This window comes from Anaerotruncus colihominis (assembly GCF_010206195.1).
GTDB lineage: Bacteria > Bacillota > Clostridia > Oscillospirales > Ruminococcaceae > Anaerotruncus > Anaerotruncus colihominis_A.
The window spans coordinates 558,788-578,326 of record NZ_VIQT01000009.1 but is presented as its reverse complement, the minus strand read 5'-3'; the positions used below and the strand labels follow the sequence as shown (position 1 = coordinate 578,326).

The window sequence follows — 19,539 nt, the reverse complement described above, 5'->3', positions numbered from 1 at the left end:
AATGAAAATTTGCATTGACGAGCGCACCTATGAGGGCAGCGCCACGGAGATCATGGAGCAGCTCCGGCAGCAGACCTTCGACCCCACCGAGTACCCGGATACGGAGAGCTATATCTACCAGCTTCGGAGCAACTTCATCCGGACCACCGACCTGGACTGCCCCCTGCCGGACTCCGGTGTGGAGGGGCAGGCGCTGGCCATGTTCGCCCATCTGGCCAAGGCCGGGGCGCTGGTCATTCTGGAGGAGAACTGAGATGGAAAATACACTGTATTTCGCCTATGGCAGCAACATCAACCTGGGCCAGATGGAGTACCGCTGCCCGGACGCCTCGGTGGTGGGGCCGGTGGTACTGGAGGGCTGGGAACTGCTGTTCCGCAGAGGCGGCTTCGCCACCATCGCCCCCAAGGAGGGCAAGACCGTCCAGGGCCTGCTGTGGAGCATCACCCCGGCGTGTGAGCGCTCCCTGGATCGCTACGAGGGCTATCCCCGCTTTTATGACAAGAAGATGGTCATCGTCCGGGACAGCGAGGGCCGCTCTCTGTCTGTTATGGCCTATATTATGGATGACCGCTTCCGGGAACCCATGCTGCCCGCCGAGTCCTACTACAACGGTATCCTGGAGGGCTACCAACAGAACGGACTGCCGGTGTCTGCGTTGAAAAAGGCATGGGAACACGCTGTGCGGGAGGTGCATCAGGAGACGGAACGGATCAACGCCAGCATTTTTGACCGCCCCAAGCCGCCGAAACGGCGGGACGGTCATGACCGCTGAGGTCATGATGGGAGGAGAAACACTATGTCCAGTAAAAAAATCTCGTTGACCGGCGAGGTGCATATCAGCACTGGCAGCGTCTATACCACCGTGGACGCGCTGGAGGCCATGAAGGTCATTGGCGTGGCCTACGGCCTCTACAGCCACGCGGAGGAGAGCAGGGACCAATGTGTCGCGCTGGATGAGAGCGGGGACCGCCCCGCCCTTGTTGTGCAGGAGGATATCAGCCACCACGGGAGTCCCCTGTGGGAGACGGTCCGTACCCTGACCGATGACCCCAGACAGATCCAGCGGTATCTGGCTTTCCGGGACACACTGAAGATGCTGCGGGAGATGGATCGGGAACAGGAGCGCCCGCCTGTTCCCCAAACACCGGCGCGGGACCCCAAAAAAGACAGGAACAAGTACCATGATCGGTGAAAAATATCCGTTTTTCGATGTGCCGGAGGACGATGTCTCTCCGCTGTTCACGACCAAGCTCCAGGAGGCCGCCCATGTGGGCTGCCTGCGGGGTGTGTTTGACGGCAACGGGACAACAACCGATTGGATCAGGGGAAACGATGCCCTGAAATCCCCCGCTTTTGATACGGAACTGCGGGACCTGTTTGAAGCATTGCAGCAGGATGGGCCGCTGAAGGATTTTCAATCTATGCGGCAATTCTGCCTGGAGCATCCCCAGGCGCGGATGTCCGGCAGGCAGACCTTCTACGCTTTCCGCATCGACACCCAGCGGCATCGGTATCATTTGCGTTTTTTCCCGCAAAAGAGGAAATTCCACATCTTCTGCTATCAGGTTGACCGGATGAGGGAGGATCTGCCCAAGCCGGATTTTAACTATACCTATCGAAAGAAGATAAAAAAGAAGAAAAATCGAGGTGAACGAACATGAAAATTTTAGTAGTGGAGCCGATGAAGCCTTGCGAGGTGAGGGAAATCTCCGATACGCTGGAGGTTATGCAGGCGCTCGTGGGCGGACACATCCAGGCCGTCTATCCTTTCCGGGATGACGTGGCCCTGGTGTGCAATGAGGAGGGGCGGAATCTGGGTCTGCCTTATAACCGCCCCCTGACCAACGACCGGGGCGTCCCCTACGAGATGATTTGCGGGACATTTTTTCTGGCTGGCGTTGGCCCGGAGGACTTCATCTCTCTTACGGATGATCAGATCCAGCGATACAAGGCCCTTTATGACAACGTCATGGTCGTAACAGCGGAGCGCCCTGCCGCCCAGGCAGAGATCGCGCCGGAGGCCACCATGCTGGACTTCGCTGTAGACTGCCAATTGACGTTCCGATTTGCTCGTGACGGGCAGGAAGCCGCTGAATCAAAAGATGCGTTCATCAGCCACGTCACAGAAGTGTTTAACGAGGACACACCTCTGGCGGAGCGGACAGTCGGGGGGCTGGACTTTGACTTCCGGGATGGTTGTGCTGAAGTTCGTTATACGTTTGCCAGCCAGGAGAAAGACAAGACAAGTGCCGAGGTATTCTCGGAACAGTGTGTGCGGGATGTGCAGGACCGGCTGGAGGGATTTGGCTGCAAAGTAGAAAAGATCGATTGCTTTGCGGAGGAACTGGAACCGGACCCCGTAAGAGAGCCGGACAAGGCCCGTGGGAACCAGGAAAAGAAGAAGGGACACGGTCATGACCGATAACGCCGTGAGATGGGAGGGGGCATATGCCTGACTACAACCTGTCCAGCATCGCGGCGGTCTCAGCATCCGCAGAGCTGGCCCATATCCGCGCCAATCAGGAGCCGAACCAGGACAGCTACAATGCCGCATGGCTCCACGGCTACGCCGACGCGCTGACCAAGGCGGCGGAATCCCTGGAACCCCAGCGGGAACTGATGGAGGCCATCATCGGCTATATGGGAGAGCGGTATGACAGCGCCGAGCTGTACGGCATCCTCCATGACACCCTGGAAATGTCCGATCAGGAGATCCGCTCTCTGGGCTTCGATCTGCCCCAATGCCGGGAGCCTGATGTGGGGACGCCTACCAAAAAACAAAAAGGAAGGAAAAATATCTTTTATGAGAGATAACTACATTCTGACCGCCGAGTCGGTCACCGAGGGCCACCCGGACAAGCTGTGCGACGCTATTGCCGACAGCGTCCTGGACGCCTGCCTGAAGCACGACCCCGCTGCCCGCGTGGCCTGCGAGGTCATGGCCACCGCAGGGAAGATCATCGTGGCCGGGGAGATCACCGCCGCCGAGCTGCCGGACATCCCGGCCATCGTCTGCCAGACTGTTCGGGAAACCGGCTATGGGCCGGACTATGAGGTGGAGGTCATCACCCATGACCAGAGCGGCGACATCGCCGGCGCTGTGGCTCAGGAGACCCGGATGGGCGCCGGCGACCAGGGCATCATGTACGGCTACGCCTGTTCGGAAACGCCCCAACTCCTGCCTCTGCCCGTGGTGCTGGCCCACCGGCTGACCCTGCTGCTCACCAACGCCCGGAAAACCGGGACCATCCAGGGCCTGGGGCCGGACGGCAAGGCCCAGGTATCCGTGGAGTACCAGAACGGTAAGCCCTGCCGGATCGCCGCCGTTGTGGTCTCCTGCCAGCATGACGCGGACAAGGATCTGGACGAGCTGCGCCGGAAGATCACCCGGCACGTCATCGTCCCCGCCCTGCGGGATCTGTATCCCGACCCGAAAACGGAGGTGTTCATCAACCCCTCCGGGCGGTTTGTGCTGGGCGGCTTCGAGGCGGACACCGGCCTGACGGGCCGGAAGCTGATGGCGGACACCTACGGCGGCCTCGTCCCCCATGGCGGCGGGGCGCTGTCCGGCAAAGACGGCAGTAAGGTGGACCGCAGCGGGGCCTACATGGCCCGATACATCGCCAAGAACATCGTGGCCGCTGGGCTGGCGGAGAAATGCACCGTCAGCCTCGCTTACGCCATCGGCAGGGCCGAGCCGGTGGCGGTGGACATCGACGCCCACCAGACCGGGAAGTACCCGGAGGCTGTGCTGGAGCAGGCCGTCCGGGCTGCATTCAACCTGACCCCCTCCGGGATGATCTCCGCCCTGGGGCTGGACCGGCCCATCTTCGCGCAGTTCTGCAACTATGGCCACTTTACTCACCAGGACGCCCCCTGGGAGCAGACGGACCGGGCCGCCGTATTGGTGGACGCTGTGGGAGGTGACCGCTCCAATGGATGACGGAATGGATTATGATGTTCAGACTAAAGTGAGTTTCCGTCTCGACTTTGACGGTTCTGGCGAATTCAATATGCTGCTGCTCCCGGATGTGCAGAAGCAATTTGTGCAGCACGTTAAGGAAGTCTATGAGAAGGACAACACCTTGGGCAGCGGCTATGTCTCCAGCGATCTCAATTTCCAGTTTGATGGCCGTATGGTGCATCTGGAATATACCTTTCACTGCCATGATGAAAACGAGGCTGAAGCGGAGAGCTTCTCCACCTACAGTGTACAGTGTGTTCAGGAGGCGCTGGAGGAGTTTGGCTGTAAGATCAGGAAAATCGAATGTAAAGCTGAGGAAGCGGACATGACGTGGCTGGATCGGCTGGAGGATGCGATCTTCGGCACAAAGGACAAGGCACAGAAGCAGTCTCCGGCAAAGGATAAGTCTGGCCAAAAGACCGCTTCCAAAAAGAAAGCGCCCAGACAGGAGCGGTGACAGTGGAGCGGCCCAAGTTTATCGCCTCATGCTCATTCGGGAAAGATTCGTTGGCCACCATTTTGCTTGCAAAAGAGCATGGGGTGCCTCTGGATGAGGCGGTCTATTGCGAAGTGATGTTTGACAAGGGTATCTCCGGTGAGGTACCGGAGCATCGGGACTTCATCTACAACACCGCTATTCCTGCATTGGAGCGGATGGGGGTAAAAATAATCGTTCTCCGCTCGGAAAAGACCTATGTGGAGCTGTTCACCGGGCGGGTGACCCGCGGCCCGAAGAAGGGCATGGTGCGCTCCTTCCCCATCTGTGGGCGGTGCGCTGTTCAGCGGGACTGCAAGGTCCGGCCCATCCAGCGGTACCAGAAAACCCTGCCGCCTGGGACGGTCCAATACATCGGCATCGCCAAAGATGAGCAGGAACGGCTGCTGCGTCTGGAGAACGGCAGGCAGGTTTCTCTGCTGGCTAAGTACAATTTTACGGAACAGGACGCATGGCAGCTCTGCGAGGACGCGGGGCTGCTTTCTCCTGTCTACGAATTCACCGACCGGGGCGGGTGCTGGTTCTGCCCCAACGCCAAGCGGGCGGAGCTGCGCCACCTCTACGACTGCCACCCGGACCTGTGGGCCAGGATGCTGGAGTTGCAGGCCATTCCCGGCAAGACAACGGAAAAGTTCAACCGCACCCAGAAGTTCTCCGACATCGACGCCATGTTCCGGCAGGAGGACGAGGAAACCGCACAGGCGGCGGCATAGCCAGGAATTGTTGGTATTGCCCGGTTTTCACAGTCCATTCTTGTTGGGTATCGTGAATAGCTTTTCCCGGTAAAAGCTGGTATCGTTGCTGCTGGCACAGCCACAAAATCATGATGAGGAGGACGAGCGAAATGACGAGATACGAGCGCCACCCCGCGCCGGAAAAGCTGCTTTTACAGATCACTACGGAGGCCGTCAACCTGCTGGCCCTGGGTACCCAGGATAAGCCCGCGGACGTATCCCTGTTGGAGACAGGCGCGGCCCTGACGGTCAAAGCCTGGGGGCTGCCCCAGGAGCTGCTGGAGAGCAGCACCGCCCTGATCCAGCACCAGAAGGAGCTGTTGGCAACCGCCAGCGGCAAGGCCGCCCTGCCGGACGATCAGCTCCTGGAGTGCTACGATGGCCCCATGACCGCCGAACTGATCTGGGGCCTGTTCGAGACCGCCGTCCGGCTGGACGATGCCCAGGAACGGGCCGCCATCCACCAGATGGCGCTCCTGCTGGCGGACGCCCTGGACTTCGATGAGTGGCTGGATCGGAACGGGCCGGTGGAGTCCGCGGGCAAATGAAAACACGATCTTGCGCAGCAGGGGGACTGTCCGATTGGACAGCTCCCCTGCTGCCGCAGATCATAGGGAGGTGTGTACCATAAGCAAGTACCAGGAATTTGACGCTCAGATATTTGATGTCACAAAAATCATGATCGGGTTCTCCCTGACGGACGCACAGAAAACCGAGCTGCTGAAGATTGCCGGTGAGATCGAGGCCGCCTGTCAGGACGGCAGCCTGAGCGCCGATGAACGCCAGAGGCTTCTGGAAACCATGGCGGACTGCGGCCTGGAACTGCCCCAGACACCCATGGAACCGTGTGTGGACGAGGCGAAGCTGCAGGAACGTCTGACCCAATATATGGAACTGGATCTTTTTCAAATGGATATCGGCGCTTTGATCAATGACTATAAGTCCCAGGGACTTCCGATGCCAACCATGGAACAGCTCCAGGCGGAGGTCATTGCCGAAGCCCGGAAGTGTCTGGAGACAATAATGATCTGCGAGGCTAAAGGCCATCTGTGGAAGGAAACAGCGGACCCGGAGAACGGGACCAGCACCCTGTCCTGCCGCCGCTGCGGGGCGGAAGAACACCTGCGATGGTAGAAAGGAGGACGTAATGCCAAACAATATCACGAATCAGATCACATTCGGTTCGGACAGCACGGCACTGGCCGCTTTTCAGCGGATGCTCCATGATATGCGGATGGATGGCCAGCCCCTGGGCAGTATCGATTTTAACAAACTGCTTCCCATGCCCAAGGAGCTGGATATGGAGGCCGGCACCAGAACGGATCGGGGGCTGAAGCTGGTACGGGAGTATCATCACACGCTGGCGGATCTGGAGCGGCAGAAACCGGGGCTGACCCCTGCGGAATATGCGCTGGCTCTTCATAAGTGCGAGGAGCTGTACCAGAAGCAACGGTTGGCCGACCCGGTGACTTGGGCCTTGGGAGAACAGGCATACAGCAATGTCCAACGGTTCGGCAGCCCCACATGGTATGAGTGGTGCAATCTCAATTGGGGGACAAAATGGAACGCCTATCAGCCCCGCCCACTGCGAGAGGATGACCATACCATGGTATTCTTCACTGCCTGGGATTCTGTTCCAAAAATCGTAACGCTTTTATCCAGGAAGTACCCGGAGCAGACCATCACCTACCGCTGGGCGGATGAAAACATCGGCTACAATGTGGGCGAGATGACGATGAAGGGCGGCGAGGTTATCGACATCAACGTGCCGGAAGGCGGCAGCCGGGAAGCCTATGAGATGGCGGCGGAGATCATGGACACCGATCTCTCTGACTATGACCTGTGCCTGACTGCGGATGGGAATAGCTATGAATACCGTGACCCGGACGAGCTTCCGGCTGTAGACAAGGACAGCCAGAAACCTCTCCCGGCCCACATAGAGCAGGAAAAATCTCCCAAGAAAAAGCGTGGAACCAAAGGGCGGGACAGATGAAAATCAGAAATCTGCATGGCTATGAAACCTGCGTCCACAGCCGGAAGCGGAAACAGGCTCCCTGGCGGGTGGACAGCGGCTGTGACAATCGGGCGTGTCTGTTCACCGGGCGGCACTATGAGCTGCCCAACAGCACGGTCTGCATGACCTGTCCGCTTTACCGCAGGGATGAGGAGGCGCAGAAAGAATAATGGACCTTCACATGAGGGAATTCAGCGGGACAACCTTTGGAATGTCTGTGGAGGCATCCTCCCCGGCGTTCAGGCGGATGAAACGGAACGCATTCACCGCAAAAATCAAGCCCCGTGGAAGCTGGGTCGAACGGACTGTCCGCTGTGTCCGGGCCGCCGATGTGGCCGCCGTCATGGGCGAAGCCGGGTGGCTGGTCAGAGAATTACAGTGCATGGAAACCATCCGCTGGGGCAATGACGATACCGAATACTACATCATTTATGAGGAAGGATGTGAAAAATGAGCAGTTTTTTTGAGCAGGAGCTGTGGCATCTGTTCGGAGATGGAAAGACCTTTGACAACCCCGCCTGTTCGGGCTGGGCGTGTCTCGGAACGCTGGGCCGGGATCTGCGGGTGCGGGCGCAGTTTATCTCCACCCACATCTCTGGCGAGTACAATGCCCTGAAGCTGACGGTGCTGAACCGCACGGACGGGCCGGTGGATACTCTGACGCTGAAGCTGAAAGACCTGCTGGGCAAGAAGCCTGTCCCCGGCAACCCCAACTTCCGCAGCGGGGTGACTCCCCACATCTGGGAGGACTATGGGAAGTTTGAGTGGTACGCCTATCGCCCCACTGAAGCGGACTACGAAACGATCCGGCAGGCCGCCAAGCAATACCTGGATGTGTTCCGGGACCGGCAGCAGGAGCGCGTCCAGAACCAGGACGGCCCCAAGCTGGTGTACATCTGCGCCCCTCTTCGGGGTGATGTGGAGAAAAATATTGAGTTCGCCCGCCAGAAAGCCCAGGAGGTGTTCCAGGCGGGCGACATCCCTGTCTGCCCCCATCTCATGTTCCCGCCTGTCGCTGACCCGGAAAATCCCCAGCAGGATCAGGCGGCGCAGGAGATGGGCCTGCGGCTGGTGGAGTCCTGTCAGCAGGTCAATGTCTACGGGCCGGAGTGGACGGAGGGAATGTGGGCGGAGATCCGCCACGCCATGGATCTGGGCATTGAGGTCAAGACTGACCAGCAGACCATTGGGCACAGCCCGCCCCGCAGGCAGGTACCCCGGAAAGGCAAAGGTGCGCGATGAGCAGTGAACGGAAGGACACCCTGAAGAAGCGGCTGGATGAAAACTACACAGCTTTTATAGAATCTCTTCAAGAAAAAACAGTTTCTGAGCTGATTGCCATGGCCCCAGAGATCACCGCCGCCCAGCAGCTCCATGAGGAGCTGCTGGATGCCTGCGATGAGGAGGACGTGGAATTTCTGCTCCGATTTGACGATCCACTGGAGGTTGTGCGCGGCTATTGGGAGTCCGAGATCACCGGCTACGACCACAGCGGTGAGATGGGCCATATGCTGTGGGAGATCCGTGACAGAGAACTGCATGAAAAAGAGCAGCTTGCCCAGGCCCCGGAGGACGTGGGCGGCGCTGTTCAGCCTGAAAATCTGGCGGAAAGGAAAAATCCCATGAGCGATGTGAAACAGATCAACGCAGAGGACCTGCGGCGCATGGAGGGTCAGGAGGGCCTCGTCCTCCAGGGCTGCGGCGGCGACCCCCAGGAGTGGGTGGACGGCATCAACCGGGAACTCACCGAGGCCGGCATTCTGCTGGACGGCGGCAAATTAGAGAATGTCGTATCCTTCCGGCACGATGGGGTGACCTGTCTGCTGTTTCCCTTTGGAGATACGGAACTGAATATCGGGAAGTTCGCCATGTGGCGCATCCAGACCCATGACCGATACGGTGGCACATGGCTGTCCGACTATGTCCCCAACCGGCTGGGCGGCTTTCTGCACCAGCCGTCCAGACAAAAGCCCACCATGAGCCTGATCGGAATGGACGGCAACATCTTTGCGGTCATGGGCAAAGCCTCTTCGCTGCTGAAAGAGGCGGGCATGGGGGATCTGGTCAGCCACATGGTCCAGCGCGTCACCACCTGCGGGGACTACAGCAAAGCCCTCAATATCATCAGCGAGTATGTGGAGACAGAGCTGTCTCCGCCTGCTATACCCCAAAAATCTAACAAGAAGAAAGCGAGGAACACACATGAGCGATAATAATTGGGCCCCCATTGCGAGTCCAGCGGAGCGAGTCGCAATGGGAAAGGAGGCGCAGCGGAGTGAGGGAGCTTTTCACCGCAAGGTGGAAACGACCGATACGAAGCTTGTGCCGACGTGGGAGATCATCCAGGGCGATGCCCTGAAGCTGCTGGGGGGCTTCTCCCCCGGAATCTTCGACGCCGTCATCACCGATCCGCCCTACGCCTCCGGAGGCCGCACCCAGGCGGAGAAGAACAAGTCCACCGCCAAGAAGTATTCCAGCATGGGGAACCACGCGCCTCCGCCCTTCGAGGGGGACGCCAAGGACCAGCGCTCCTGGACCCGCTGGGCGGCGGAGTGGTTGGCGGACGCCCGGAAGCTGTGCAAGCCCGGAGCGCCGGTGTGTATGTTCATTGACTGGCGGCAGCTCCCCGCCGCCTCGGACGCCCTCCAGTGGGCGGGCTGGATCTGGCGCGGCACCGCTGTCTGGGACAAGGGCAACTCCCGCCCCCAGAAGGGCCGCTTCCGCCAGCAGGCCGAGTACATCGTCTGGGGGTCCAACGGCGATATGCCCATCAACCGCCCCGTCCCCTGCCTGCCGGGGGTGTTCAAGTATGGCAACCCCCAGAACCGCATCCACCTGACGGAAAAGCCCCTCCAGCTCATGCGGGACATCGTGAGGATCACCGAGCCGGGTGGCCGCATCCTGGACCCCTTCGCCGGGTCCGGTACCACTATCCTGGCCGCTGTGCTGGAGGGCTACACCGCCACCGGCATTGAGGTGACAGACGAGTACGCCCGCCTCGCCAGAGAGCGGATCGCCCAGGAGCTGGCCCAGGCGGCGTGACCGATAACTGTCTGCCGATTCATCTGGATATTGTCAAAAAGGTGCGGTATGATGTGGGCTACCAAACAACAGGAGGTGTCGCAAAATGAAAGTGAAATTTTCCTTTGACAAAGCCGCCGTAGAGCGGCGAGGCCACACGCTGGAGGATGTTCACCGGACGGTAAAAAGCCTGTTCGCCGCCCACAGCCTGCCCTGTGTCTCCGAGGGTGACCCCCTGTCCTTCCAGGACAAGGGCCACGGCGATGACTTCGCGTGTATGTGGGATATTATCCTGTCTCTGCTGCGCTCGGACTGGTTCATGGCCTGCGCCACCGCCTGCGTCTGGCAGGATGAGGACGGCGAGGAGGACGTACTCGCCCAGGCCGGAAAGGCACGGGGTGCTGTGTAACATGGGGATGAGCCGGAAAGAAATCACCTTCGATCTGAGCCAGGAGGCGCTGAGACAGCACTATCCCCGCAAGGAGACGGGCCGGGACCCGCAGTTTTTCAAGCGGGCCTACAAGGATATCCAGCGGTTCATGGAGACCAACGGCTTTGAGCGGCGACAGTATTCCGTGTATGTCTCCACGGAGAAGCTGACTGCACTGGACGTTGCCCTCCTGACCCAGAAGATGGCGGAACAGCTTCCCTGGCTGCGGCACTGCGTCAGGGAAATCACGGCAACAAACATCGGGGCGCGGCACAGCCTCCTGGGCCTGCTGCGCGACCATACGCCGCCCACTGAACTCCTGCCGCCGCCTGTTCGGCGGGGACGGCAGAAAAACAGAAAAGCAATGCAGGAACGATAGACGGCAGGGTGAATACAATTCACCTTGCTTCTCTTTTTTACAGAAATCTGGGTGAATCTATTACACCCAACAGGAGGTGGGAAGTTGCCAAAATCTACGATCTGCGGCTGTTTCTTCTTCAAAGCCAGCCACGCCCAGGAGCTGGTGGAGGTTAAGACCGCCCAGCTCATCCTGGTGGAGGTGGTCAAGATCCTCCAGTTGACCGGCCAGCAGTTTCAGAATTTTTCCGCCAATTTGCTGCGGGATATGCCCTTCCTCATCCCCAATAAGCACCTGACTGGCTACGACAAAGGAGTGACCCGCTGCCTGCTGGTGACCACCAGGGGCCGCAGGGACGGTATCCTGGTGGACTGCCAAGGCTACAACTACGCCCGGTATTCGTGCTATGTCCCCGAAAAGCGGAGCCTGGATCTGCGTGATGTGCCGGTAGACCACTACGACCTGAAGCTCCGGCAGCCCCGGAGCCAGCGGGAGCGGTAATGAGTTTCCCTTCAAGAGAGCGGGCTCCGCCCGCCCATTCCAATCAATCTACCGCTTGGAACGCAGCCCCGCCAGCGGCGGGGCCAAGGCCCTCACCGCCCCCTGGGCGGTGAGGGCGCAAGCATAGCGCAAATGTACATTTTGCGCGCTTGCAGGGGGAACATCCCCCTGTCCCCTATGCCGCCTGCGGGCGGAAGATCGACGGCGGAGCCGCAGAAGGGAGCGTGAAACGCAGAGTGGCATTTTACGCCAGCGTGAGCTTCGGCAAGGACTCGTTAGCCATGTTACTGCTGTTACTGGAAAAGAAAATGCCATTGGACGAAGTGATTTTTTACAATTCGGAAATGGAATTTGACTGCATTTATCATATCCGGGACCGGATCAAGCCGGTCTTGGAGCAGAGGGGCATCCGGTTCACTGAGGTGAAGCCGGGTGTCCCGTTTTTATACAATATGCTGGACAGGCCAGTTGACTCCAAAAAGAACGGCTTCCATCTGGGCTACGGCTGGTGCGGCGGCCCCTGCCGCTGGGGAACCAAGCTCAAGACCCGCACCCTGGACGGTGTAGCCCTGGACGCAGACGTCCACTATGTGGGCATCGCCGCGGACGAGCCGGAACGGTTGGAACGGCTGGAGGCCCCCAAGTGTTCGCCCCTGGCCGATGCGGGGATGACGGAGGCGGACTGTCTGGCATTCTGCTATGAGCGGGGATTTTTCTGGGAGGAGAATGGTGTCCGGCTGTATGACATCCTGGACAGGGTGTCCTGCTGGTGCTGTAAAAATAAGAACCGGAAGGAACTGAAAAATATTTATCAGTTTTTGCCTCAATATTGGGAGAAGCTGAAGGGGCTGCAGGCCCAGATCCCCATGCCTATGAAGCCCTACAGCCGGAAGGGCGTCCCTTATGGCAATGTGTTTGATTTGGAAAAAGTGTTTGAACAGGAAATTCAGGCGGAGAACAGCGGCAGCTCTCCCAAGGGAAAAAGGAGGCGGCATGAGCAGAGCAGATAAGCGTGGCCGGCATCATGTCCACATCGAACTGACGCCGGCGCAGTACCAGCGGCTGGTAGCCCAGGCCAAGCAGTGCGGCCTCTCCCGGAGGGCCTATCTCGTCCGGCTGATCGAAGGTACGCCCGTCCGCGCCCGCCCCTCCCAGGAGATCAAGGAGCTGCGGACGGAGATCCACCACATCGGCAACAATATTAACCAGATCGCCCGCAGCGTCAACGCCGGGATTGCCAAGGCCGAGGACGCCAAGCGGGGGCTATACCTGCTGGATCAGGTCTACGAGTTGATGTATCAGATCGCTAAAAAATAGCGTTACAGCACCATCAACAGCGTTCCGGCCCCAATCAGGATACAGCCCAAAATGGACTTGGGCGTGAACTGCTCATGCAGAATGACAGCCGCCAGGATCATGGTAATCACAACACTCAGCTTGTCGATGGGTATCACCTTGGATGCCTCACCAATTTGCAGGGCCTTATAGTAACACAGCCAAGAGGCTCCCGTGGCAATACCGGACAGGATCAGGAACAGCCAACTCCGCCTGCTGATCTCCGCAATGCCGCCCTGCGTGTTCGTGATGAACACCATCCCCCAGGACATCAGCAGCACAACGAAGGTGCGGATGGCTGTCGCAAGGTTGGAGTTTACCCCCTCAATGCCGATCTTGGCTAAAATCGAGGTCAGCGCCGCAAATATGGACGAGCCTAACGCAAATAAAAACCACATATTTTTCTCCTAAAGTTTATTGGGATCATTATACCACAGGAGTCAGGAACATGGCTATCACAAAAATCCTGGCCCGGAAGGGCCGACTGGACGTGGGCATCAACTACGTCCTCAACGGGGACAAGACCCAGGAGCGCGTCCTCACTGCCCACCTGAACTGCGACCCAGGCCGGGAGTGCCGCCAGATGCTGGACACCAAGCGGGCCTACGGCAAGGAAGATGGTGTGCAGTATTATCACATCATCCAGTCCTTCAAGCCTGGGGAGATCACCCCGGAGCAGGCTCTGGAGATCGCCACAGAGTTTGCGAAAGAGCATCTGCCGGGGTACGAGACGGTGATCGGGGTCCATGTGGACAGGGAGCATATCCACGCCCACCTGGTTTTCAACTCTGTGAACGCGGACACCGGCGAGAAGTACCACAGCAACACCCAGAGCTACTACCAGCAGATCCGGGCCACCTCGGACCGGCTGTGCCGGGAGCATGGGCTGTCCATCATCATGGAGGGCAGTTCTGGCAAGGCGGTCAGCTACATCGAATGGCTCCGACAGTCCAGGGGCCAGCCCACCTTCCGCTCCATGCTGGAGGCGGACCTGCGGACGGCCATTGAGGACGCCAACGACCTGGGCCACTTCTTTATGCTCATGGAACACATGGGGTGGGAGATCAGCCACGGCAACCGCCTGGGCTTCCGCCTGCGTGGCCAGGATCGGTTCATGTACCCAGGCCGGAAAAATCCGCTGTTCACCGAGGAGGGCATCCGGGCCGCCATCCAGAGCGGTCTGGGGGACATCGAGGCCGGACGCAGGCCCGCCGTCATTTACCGGCCAGCCTACAAGCCCTACAAAAAATATCCGAAATATACCGGAATTATGGCGCTGTACGTCCACTACCTCTACGTCCTGGGCAAGATCGGGCAGCGGCGGTATCCGCCCCGGATGACGCCCCAGCTCCGGCAGGAGGTGATGCAGGCGGAGCGATACCGGGAGCAGTTTGACTTCCTCCGGGAGAACGGTATCGCCACCCAGGGGGACGCGGCGGCGCTCCAGGCCCGCACAGAGGACGCGCTGGCCACCCTGACCAAGCAGCGCACGATCCTCAATGTGCGGAAAATGAAACGGAAAAGGCTGTACAACGCTTTGACGGATGTGTCCGCTCTGGCCCAGGCCAAACAGCTCTACGAGGACGGCCTGTCCGGGATGGAGACGGAGTACGCCCGGTACATGGATGCGGTGGCTGTGCTGGAACAGTGCGGCATCCCCAGAGAACGGCTCTCTGCGGAAAAGGCGGAAATTTATGAACAGGTGGCGGAGGTCAACCGGCAGATCCGGGTGGAACGGAAGAAGCTGGCCCTCTGCCGTGACATTTTAGACCGGCTGCCCCAGATGGAACATGACATCAATAAAATCGAAGAACACACCAAGGAGGTGGAACGAGATGAACGTAGGAGGCGGTGAGGCCGCTGACCAGATGGTGCGCATGATGCTCTCCAGCACGGAGGTAATGGTGCGGCTGTCCGGTTCGGCCCTGAAGAACCTGCTGGCCCTGACCATGGCGCTGGCCAGTAACCGCAAAGTCCTCTCCGGCAAGGTCAACATGGGCAAGATGCTGCGGGAGACGCGGGATCTGCGCCGGTTCCCCATGACGCCGGAGCAATACAAGCAGTTTAAAAAGCTGGCGAAAAAGCACAAGCTGTTGTTCTCGGTCATCAAAGACAAGGATGACAAGGGCAAGGTGCTGGACGTGATCCTGCCGGTGACAGAACTGGAACGGGCCAACGCCATTTTTGAGCGCATCCTCTACACCCTGCCCCCGGAGCCGGAGCGCAGGCCCGCCAAGCCGCTCCAGAGGGGGTATGAGGTATTTCATGAACGGCAGGCCCCGGAACGTGATGCCCCGGAGCAGGTGCAGGTCAGGCGGCAGGAGCGCAGGCCCCAGGAGGCCACTGTAAGGCCAGCGCCGCCACAGCAAGAGGTATCCCAGCGGTCCCCAGACCAGGGCCGCCAGCAGGCCCCTGTGGCCCAGCGTCAGGAGAACAAGGGAAAAAACGGTTCTCGGTCGGAACGAGACTCGCACGTTACAAAAATCAACTCCTCTATGCCCAAAGAGAGCGGCGCTTCGAGGGGGACGAGTGAGCGTCCCTCCATTGCGGCGCGTCTGGAGGCGCATCGGGCGCAGGTGAGGAGACCGTCCGCTCCGGCCAGAGAAAAAGCAAAAACTGTTGCAAAAAACAGGCCCAAAACAAGATAAAAAAGATACTCCCCTGCGGTCACAGCACAAGAGGGATCAAAATCCCAATAAAAACGTGCGTTAGGATCACAGGGAAGTACCGCAGCTATCGTAACACAGGCCCGGAGGATCTGTCAAGGCGCAGATTCTTCGGGCTGCTGTATTTTTTGGAGGTGAGGAAGATCTGAATCAACCATCCCGGACGGGTAAATTCGCCGTTTACCTATTTCTCTATATTCCCGTGGTCTGGGCGGCGCTGCTGCTGGCTCAGTCCCTGGGCGGTGGCCTGCCCGACATCATTGCCAACCTGACGGCGGCCATGGAACACCCCTTCCGCATCCAGTGGACGAATCACAGCCTTGTGACCATCCTGGTCTGCACCGGGGCGTACATCATGGGGATATGCCTCTACGCCGACCAGCAGGGCCGAACCCGTGACGGCGAGGAACACGGCTCCGCCGCCTGGGCCTCCCCCCGGCAGGTCAACGCTATGTTCGCTCAGAAACAGAACAAGCTGCTGACCAAAAACGTCCGCCTGGGGCTGGATACCCACAAGCACCGCCGCTCCCTCAACGTGCTGGTCATCGGCGGCTCCGGTGCGGGCAAGTCGAGAACCTATGTGAAGCCGAATATCCTGGAGGCCAACACCAACTATGTGATCACGGACCCCAAGTCCGAAGTCCTGCTGGCTACGGGTGGATATTTGAAAAGCCAGGGCTACGATATCCGGGTGCTGAACCTCGTCAACCTGGAGCAGTCGGACGGCTATAATCCCTTCCGCTACATCCGGGACGAAAAGGACGCTCTCCGGCTGGTAAACAACCTGATTCAAGCGACTACGCCTAAAAACAGTCACAATTCCGACCCGTTTTGGGAGAAATCAGAGACAGCTCTGCTCCAGGCCATCATCCTCATGCTGTGGCAGGAGGCTCCGGAATACGAACAGAACTTCTCCATGGTGATGCGGGTGCTGGAGTACGCCGAGGTCAAGGAGGAGGACGAGGAATACGTCTCGCCCCTGGATCTGCTCTTCCAGGCCATTGAGCGGGAGAAGCCGGACAGTGTGGCGGTGAGGCAGTACAAAGTCTTCAAAATGGCTGCCGGCAAGACCTCAAAAAGCATACTCGTGTCCACCGCCGTCCGGCTGGCCCCCTTCAACCTGCCTCAGATCAAGGCCATCACCGACAGGGACGATATGGACCTCTACACCCTGGGGGAGCAGAAGTGCGCGCTCTACGCCGTCATACCCGACAACGACCAGAGCTTTAACTTTTTAGTGAGCCTGCTCTACGCCCAGGCGTTCCAGGCCCTCTACTACAGCGCCGACCAGATCCACCATGGGGCCTTGCCCTGCCACGTCCACTTTATATTGGATGAGTTCGCCGCCATGCCCCTCCCAGGCTTCACCCGTGAGCTGGCCACCATGCGCTCCCGCAACATTTCGGCAAGCACCATTATTCAGAACATGGCACAAATCAAGGAACTTTTTAAGGATAGTTGGGAGACAATTCCGGGCAATAGTGACACAATTCTGTACTTGGGCGGCAACGAATCGTCCACCCACAAGTACATCTCAGAGGCCCTTGGGAAAGCCACGATTGACACCCGCACCCACGGTCAGACCAAGGGCAAATCCGGATCGTACTCCACCAATTTTCAAATGAGCGGCCGCGAATTGTTGACTCCAGATGAGGTGCGTGGGCTGGACAACCGCTACGCCATCCTGTTCATCCGGGGCACCAAGCCGGTGATGGATCTGAAGTACGAGCTGACCGAACACCCCGCCATCCGTCACACCGTTGACGGCGGTGGGCCGCCCTACATCCACCATCAGGAAAAGCCTGAACTGAAGTTCCAGGGGGAACCGCTGTTCGCCCCGGAAACCGAACCATCTGATGAAGAAAAGGAGACTGCAACCTATGAAGATCATGAAGAAGTCCCAGAAGCCCATGAACACCCTGGAGCGCCAGAAGAAGATTGAGCGCCGCGCCAAGCGGGCCTTCGCCCTCTTCGCCTGCATGGTGCTGTCCATGGCCGTCATGATCGTGCCCGCCTTCGCGGCGGACGATCCCCTCCAGATTGTGGAGAATCTGAGCGAGTTCATTTTCTCCCTGATCCGGGCCATCGGCCTGATCCTGCTTGGCTTCGGCATCCTCCAGCTGGGCCTGTCCCTCAAGAGCCACGACCCCTCCCAGCGGGCCAACGGTATGCTCACCATCGCCGGCGGCATTGTCATAACTTTCACGAAGGAGATCCTCACCCTCATCACGGGCGGATGAGGAAAATAGCAGCAGGAGGGCGCATCCGCGCCCTCCGCCTTTTAGGGGAGGTGATTGACCATATTTGAACGATTGATCAGCGGCGACGCCGTGGAACAGCTCCGAACACTGGATGCGGAGAGTGTCCATACCTGTGTTACTTCGCCGCCCTATTTTGGACTGCGGGACTATGGGATAAAGGGGCAGATCGGATTGGAGCCAACGCCCCAGAAGTATCTGGAACGGCTTGTCCAGGTGTTTCGGGAGTTGCGGCGGGCACTGCGGAAGGACGGGACCCTGTGGCTCGTCATAGGCGACAGCTACTGCCGGAAAAACTGTAGAAGCCTCAAAAACAAGGACTTGCTGGGCATTCCCTGGGCACTGGCCATGGCCCTGCGAACGGATGGCTGGTATCTGCGGCAAGATATCGTCTGGCACAAGCCCAACGCCATGCCGGAGGGAGTCCGGGACCGCTGCACCAGAAGCCACGAATATATCTTCCTGTTGTCCAAATCAGAGCGGTACTATTTTGACGCCGATGCCATCCGGGAATCCTTCATCACACCCACCCGTTCGGGAGAACGCCGGAGTTATCCGTCAGGCTGTGCCTCCAGCTTTGATCTGGATGCCGGACACCTTCCGCAAAGGGGGAACTTTGCCGGACTTCCCCTCAACCCGCTGGGCCGGAACAAGCGGGACGTCTGGACAGTCCCCAGCAGCAGCTTCCAGGGGGCGCACTTCGCGGTGTTCCCGGAGAAGCTGGTGGAACCCTGCATCCTGGCGGGAAGCCCCCTTGGCGGCACGGTGCTGGACCCCTTCATGGGCAGCGGTACAACCGGCGCTGTGGCGAAACGCCTGGGCCGGAGTTTTATCGGGATCGACCTATCCCCGGACTACTGCGCCATGGCCGCGAAACGAATTTCGGACGCAAAGGAGGTGGTGTGAGTGGGAAGCGGAAACTGGATCGTGGACAACCTGAACTCCGCCCTGGGGACCTGGAACGGGAAGCTGGCGGAGATCTGGCAGCTCCTCAGTACCACCCCGGAGGAGTTCAAGGGCGGCGGAGTCTGGACGGTCATCCAAGGTATCAACGGCGCGCTCCAAGCCATCGGCTGCGCCCTGCTGGTGCTGTTCTTTGTGATGGGCATCGTCAAAACCTGCTCGAGTTTTACGGAATTAAAGAAGCCGGAGATGGTATTCAAGTGCTTTATCCGTTTTGTGCTGGCCCAGGCGGCGGTGACCCACGGGATGGAACTGATGACGGCGCTGTTCAAGGTGGCCCAGGGGATAATCTCCACCATCATGACGGCCTCCGGGCTGTCGGCACTCACCGACACCACTCTGCCCGCCGAGATGGTAACCATCATCGAGGACGTAGGCTTTTTGGAGAGCATCCCCCTCTGGGCCATTACCCTGCTGGGGTCGTTGTTTATTTGGGTGCTGTCCCTGATCATGATTTTAACCGTCTATTCCCGGTTTTTCAAGCTCTATCTCGCCACGGCCATCGCGCCCATCCCCATGGCCAGCTTCGCGGGACAGCCCTCCAGCAGTATTGGCGTTGCCTTTCTCAAGAGCTACGCCGCCATCTGTCTGGAGGGCTGCATCATCGTGTTAGCCTGTGTGATCTTCTCGGCCTTTGCCTCCACACCGCCCGCCATCGCGGACGATACCCTGGCGGCGGCCACCATCGTGTGGAACTATGTAGGCGAGGTGATTTTTAATATGCTTGTCTTGGTGGGCTGCATCAAAATGAGCGATAGGCTGATCCGGGAACTGATGGGGCTGGGCTGACAAATCAAG

29 protein-coding genes are annotated in these 19,539 nt (G+C 59.1%); 28 read left to right on the top strand and 1 reads right to left on the bottom strand.

The features are described from left to right. Position 1 precedes the first annotated feature (1 nt). From FMM72_RS06985 to FMM72_RS06880, 22 genes are all read left to right on the top strand, one after another. Complete coding sequence (locus FMM72_RS06985; protein WP_162220980.1) at positions 2-253, top strand: hypothetical protein; 252 nt, start codon at positions 2-4, stop codon at positions 251-253. 1 nt (position 254) lies between these two features. Continuing rightward, entirely contained in the window at positions 255-773 is a 519-nt protein-coding gene (locus FMM72_RS06980) for a gamma-glutamylcyclotransferase family protein (RefSeq protein ID WP_180322891.1), read from the top strand. Between the two features lie 24 nt (positions 774-797). Next, positions 798-1,193 carry a hypothetical protein gene (locus FMM72_RS06975; RefSeq protein WP_162220979.1) on the top strand — a complete coding sequence of 132 codons (396 nt, stop codon included), beginning with the start codon at positions 798-800 and terminating at the stop codon, positions 1,191-1,193. Next, positions 1,183-1,662, top strand: coding sequence for a hypothetical protein (locus FMM72_RS06970; RefSeq protein WP_162220978.1), 480 nt, complete (start codon positions 1,183-1,185; stop codon positions 1,660-1,662). The genes FMM72_RS06975 and FMM72_RS06970 overlap by 11 nt, the downstream gene beginning before the upstream one ends. After that, positions 1,659-2,426 (top strand): DUF3846 domain-containing protein, encoded by a 768-nt coding sequence (locus FMM72_RS17520; RefSeq protein WP_162220977.1) that lies wholly within the window; start codon positions 1,659-1,661, stop codon positions 2,424-2,426. The genes FMM72_RS06970 and FMM72_RS17520 overlap by 4 nt, the downstream gene beginning before the upstream one ends. Before the next feature lie 23 nt (positions 2,427-2,449). After that, a complete protein-coding gene (locus tag FMM72_RS06960; RefSeq protein WP_162220976.1) occupies positions 2,450-2,815 on the top strand; it encodes a hypothetical protein in 366 nt (121 codons plus the stop codon). Next, the gene (gene metK, locus FMM72_RS06955; RefSeq protein WP_162220975.1) at positions 2,805-3,944 is read left to right on the top strand and encodes a methionine adenosyltransferase; all 1,140 of its coding nucleotides are present in this window, start codon (positions 2,805-2,807) and stop codon (positions 3,942-3,944) included. Before FMM72_RS06960 ends, metK begins: the two co-directional genes overlap by 11 nt. Further along, positions 3,937-4,422 (top strand): hypothetical protein, encoded by a 486-nt coding sequence (locus tag FMM72_RS06950; RefSeq protein WP_162220974.1) that lies wholly within the window; start codon positions 3,937-3,939, stop codon positions 4,420-4,422. The genes metK and FMM72_RS06950 overlap by 8 nt, the downstream gene beginning before the upstream one ends. A 2-nt stretch (positions 4,423-4,424) precedes the next feature. Next, complete coding sequence (locus FMM72_RS06945; protein WP_162220973.1) at positions 4,425-5,174, top strand: phosphoadenosine phosphosulfate reductase; 750 nt, start codon at positions 4,425-4,427, stop codon at positions 5,172-5,174. 131 nt (positions 5,175-5,305) lie between these two features. Beyond that, entirely contained in the window at positions 5,306-5,743 is a 438-nt protein-coding gene (locus FMM72_RS06940) for a hypothetical protein (RefSeq protein WP_160572044.1), read from the top strand. A gap of 34 nt (positions 5,744-5,777) precedes the next feature. Beyond that, positions 5,778-6,329, top strand: a complete 552-nt coding sequence (locus FMM72_RS06935) for a hypothetical protein (protein ID WP_162220972.1) — start codon at positions 5,778-5,780, stop codon at positions 6,327-6,329. Between the two features lie 13 nt (positions 6,330-6,342). Next, positions 6,343-7,188 (top strand): hypothetical protein, encoded by an 846-nt coding sequence (locus tag FMM72_RS06930; protein ID WP_162220971.1) that lies wholly within the window; start codon positions 6,343-6,345, stop codon positions 7,186-7,188. Then, entirely contained in the window at positions 7,185-7,379 is a 195-nt protein-coding gene (locus tag FMM72_RS06925; RefSeq protein WP_162220970.1) for a hypothetical protein, read from the top strand. Before FMM72_RS06930 ends, FMM72_RS06925 begins: the two co-directional genes overlap by 4 nt. A 77-nt stretch (positions 7,380-7,456) precedes the next feature. Next, a complete protein-coding gene (locus FMM72_RS06920; protein WP_162220969.1) occupies positions 7,457-7,663 on the top strand; it encodes a hypothetical protein in 207 nt (68 codons plus the stop codon). Then, on the top strand, positions 7,660-8,451 hold the full coding sequence (locus FMM72_RS06915) for a DUF4406 domain-containing protein (protein ID WP_162220968.1): 792 nt from the start codon (positions 7,660-7,662) through the stop codon (positions 8,449-8,451). Before FMM72_RS06920 ends, FMM72_RS06915 begins: the two co-directional genes overlap by 4 nt. After that, entirely contained in the window at positions 8,448-9,422 is a 975-nt protein-coding gene (locus FMM72_RS17140; RefSeq protein ID WP_243157736.1) for a DUF3848 domain-containing protein, read from the top strand. The genes FMM72_RS06915 and FMM72_RS17140 overlap by 4 nt, the downstream gene beginning before the upstream one ends. Positions 9,423-9,462: 40 nt before the next feature. Continuing rightward, on the top strand, positions 9,463-10,251 hold the full coding sequence (locus FMM72_RS06905) for a DNA-methyltransferase (protein WP_243157735.1): 789 nt from the start codon (positions 9,463-9,465) through the stop codon (positions 10,249-10,251). 85 nt (positions 10,252-10,336) lie between these two features. After that, on the top strand, positions 10,337-10,639 hold the full coding sequence (locus tag FMM72_RS06900) for a hypothetical protein (RefSeq protein WP_160572052.1): 303 nt from the start codon (positions 10,337-10,339) through the stop codon (positions 10,637-10,639). A 1-nt stretch (position 10,640) separates the two neighbouring features. Continuing rightward, the gene (vapD, locus tag FMM72_RS06895) at positions 10,641-11,039 is read left to right on the top strand and encodes a VapD family protein (RefSeq protein WP_162220967.1); all 399 of its coding nucleotides are present in this window, start codon (positions 10,641-10,643) and stop codon (positions 11,037-11,039) included. Between the two features lie 84 nt (positions 11,040-11,123). Beyond that, complete coding sequence (locus FMM72_RS06890) at positions 11,124-11,519, top strand: DUF6329 domain-containing protein (RefSeq protein ID WP_162220966.1); 396 nt, start codon at positions 11,124-11,126, stop codon at positions 11,517-11,519. A 224-nt stretch (positions 11,520-11,743) separates the two neighbouring features. Beyond that, positions 11,744-12,529, top strand: a complete 786-nt coding sequence (locus FMM72_RS06885; protein WP_347561254.1) for a phosphoadenosine phosphosulfate reductase family protein — start codon at positions 11,744-11,746, stop codon at positions 12,527-12,529. After that, the gene (locus FMM72_RS06880; protein ID WP_162220965.1) at positions 12,513-12,836 is read left to right on the top strand and encodes a plasmid mobilization protein; all 324 of its coding nucleotides are present in this window, start codon (positions 12,513-12,515) and stop codon (positions 12,834-12,836) included. Before FMM72_RS06885 ends, FMM72_RS06880 begins: the two co-directional genes overlap by 17 nt. A 2-nt stretch (positions 12,837-12,838) precedes the next feature. Here FMM72_RS06880 and FMM72_RS06875 read toward each other — a convergent pair whose 3' ends face one another. Then, positions 12,839-13,252 carry an EamA family transporter gene (locus tag FMM72_RS06875; protein WP_023348792.1) on the bottom strand — a complete coding sequence of 138 codons (414 nt, stop codon included), beginning with the start codon at positions 13,250-13,252 and terminating at the stop codon, positions 12,839-12,841. 50 nt (positions 13,253-13,302) lie between these two features. Here FMM72_RS06875 and FMM72_RS06870 point away from each other — a divergent pair, with 50 nt between their 5' ends. The 6 genes from FMM72_RS06870 to FMM72_RS06845 all read left to right on the top strand — a co-directional run bounded on the left by FMM72_RS06870 (position 13,303) and on the right by FMM72_RS06845 (position 19,530). Next, complete coding sequence (locus FMM72_RS06870) at positions 13,303-14,709, top strand: relaxase/mobilization nuclease domain-containing protein (protein WP_162220964.1); 1,407 nt, start codon at positions 13,303-13,305, stop codon at positions 14,707-14,709. Beyond that, positions 14,690-15,502 carry a DUF3801 domain-containing protein gene (locus FMM72_RS06865; RefSeq protein ID WP_162220963.1) on the top strand — a complete coding sequence of 271 codons (813 nt, stop codon included), beginning with the start codon at positions 14,690-14,692 and terminating at the stop codon, positions 15,500-15,502. The genes FMM72_RS06870 and FMM72_RS06865 overlap by 20 nt, the downstream gene beginning before the upstream one ends. A gap of 163 nt (positions 15,503-15,665) precedes the next feature. Beyond that, positions 15,666-17,462, top strand: a complete 1,797-nt coding sequence (locus tag FMM72_RS06860) for a VirD4-like conjugal transfer protein, CD1115 family (protein ID WP_162221070.1) — start codon at positions 15,666-15,668, stop codon at positions 17,460-17,462. A 37-nt stretch (positions 17,463-17,499) separates the two neighbouring features. Further along, positions 17,500-17,760 carry a formate hydrogenlyase gene (locus FMM72_RS06855; protein WP_373925765.1) on the top strand — a complete coding sequence of 87 codons (261 nt, stop codon included), beginning with the start codon at positions 17,500-17,502 and terminating at the stop codon, positions 17,758-17,760. 60 nt (positions 17,761-17,820) lie between these two features. Beyond that, positions 17,821-18,684, top strand: coding sequence for a DNA-methyltransferase (locus FMM72_RS06850; protein ID WP_431603336.1), 864 nt, complete (start codon positions 17,821-17,823; stop codon positions 18,682-18,684). Next, the gene (locus FMM72_RS06845; RefSeq protein WP_162220960.1) at positions 18,685-19,530 is read left to right on the top strand and encodes a hypothetical protein; all 846 of its coding nucleotides are present in this window, start codon (positions 18,685-18,687) and stop codon (positions 19,528-19,530) included. Positions 19,531-19,539: the final 9 nt, after the last annotated feature.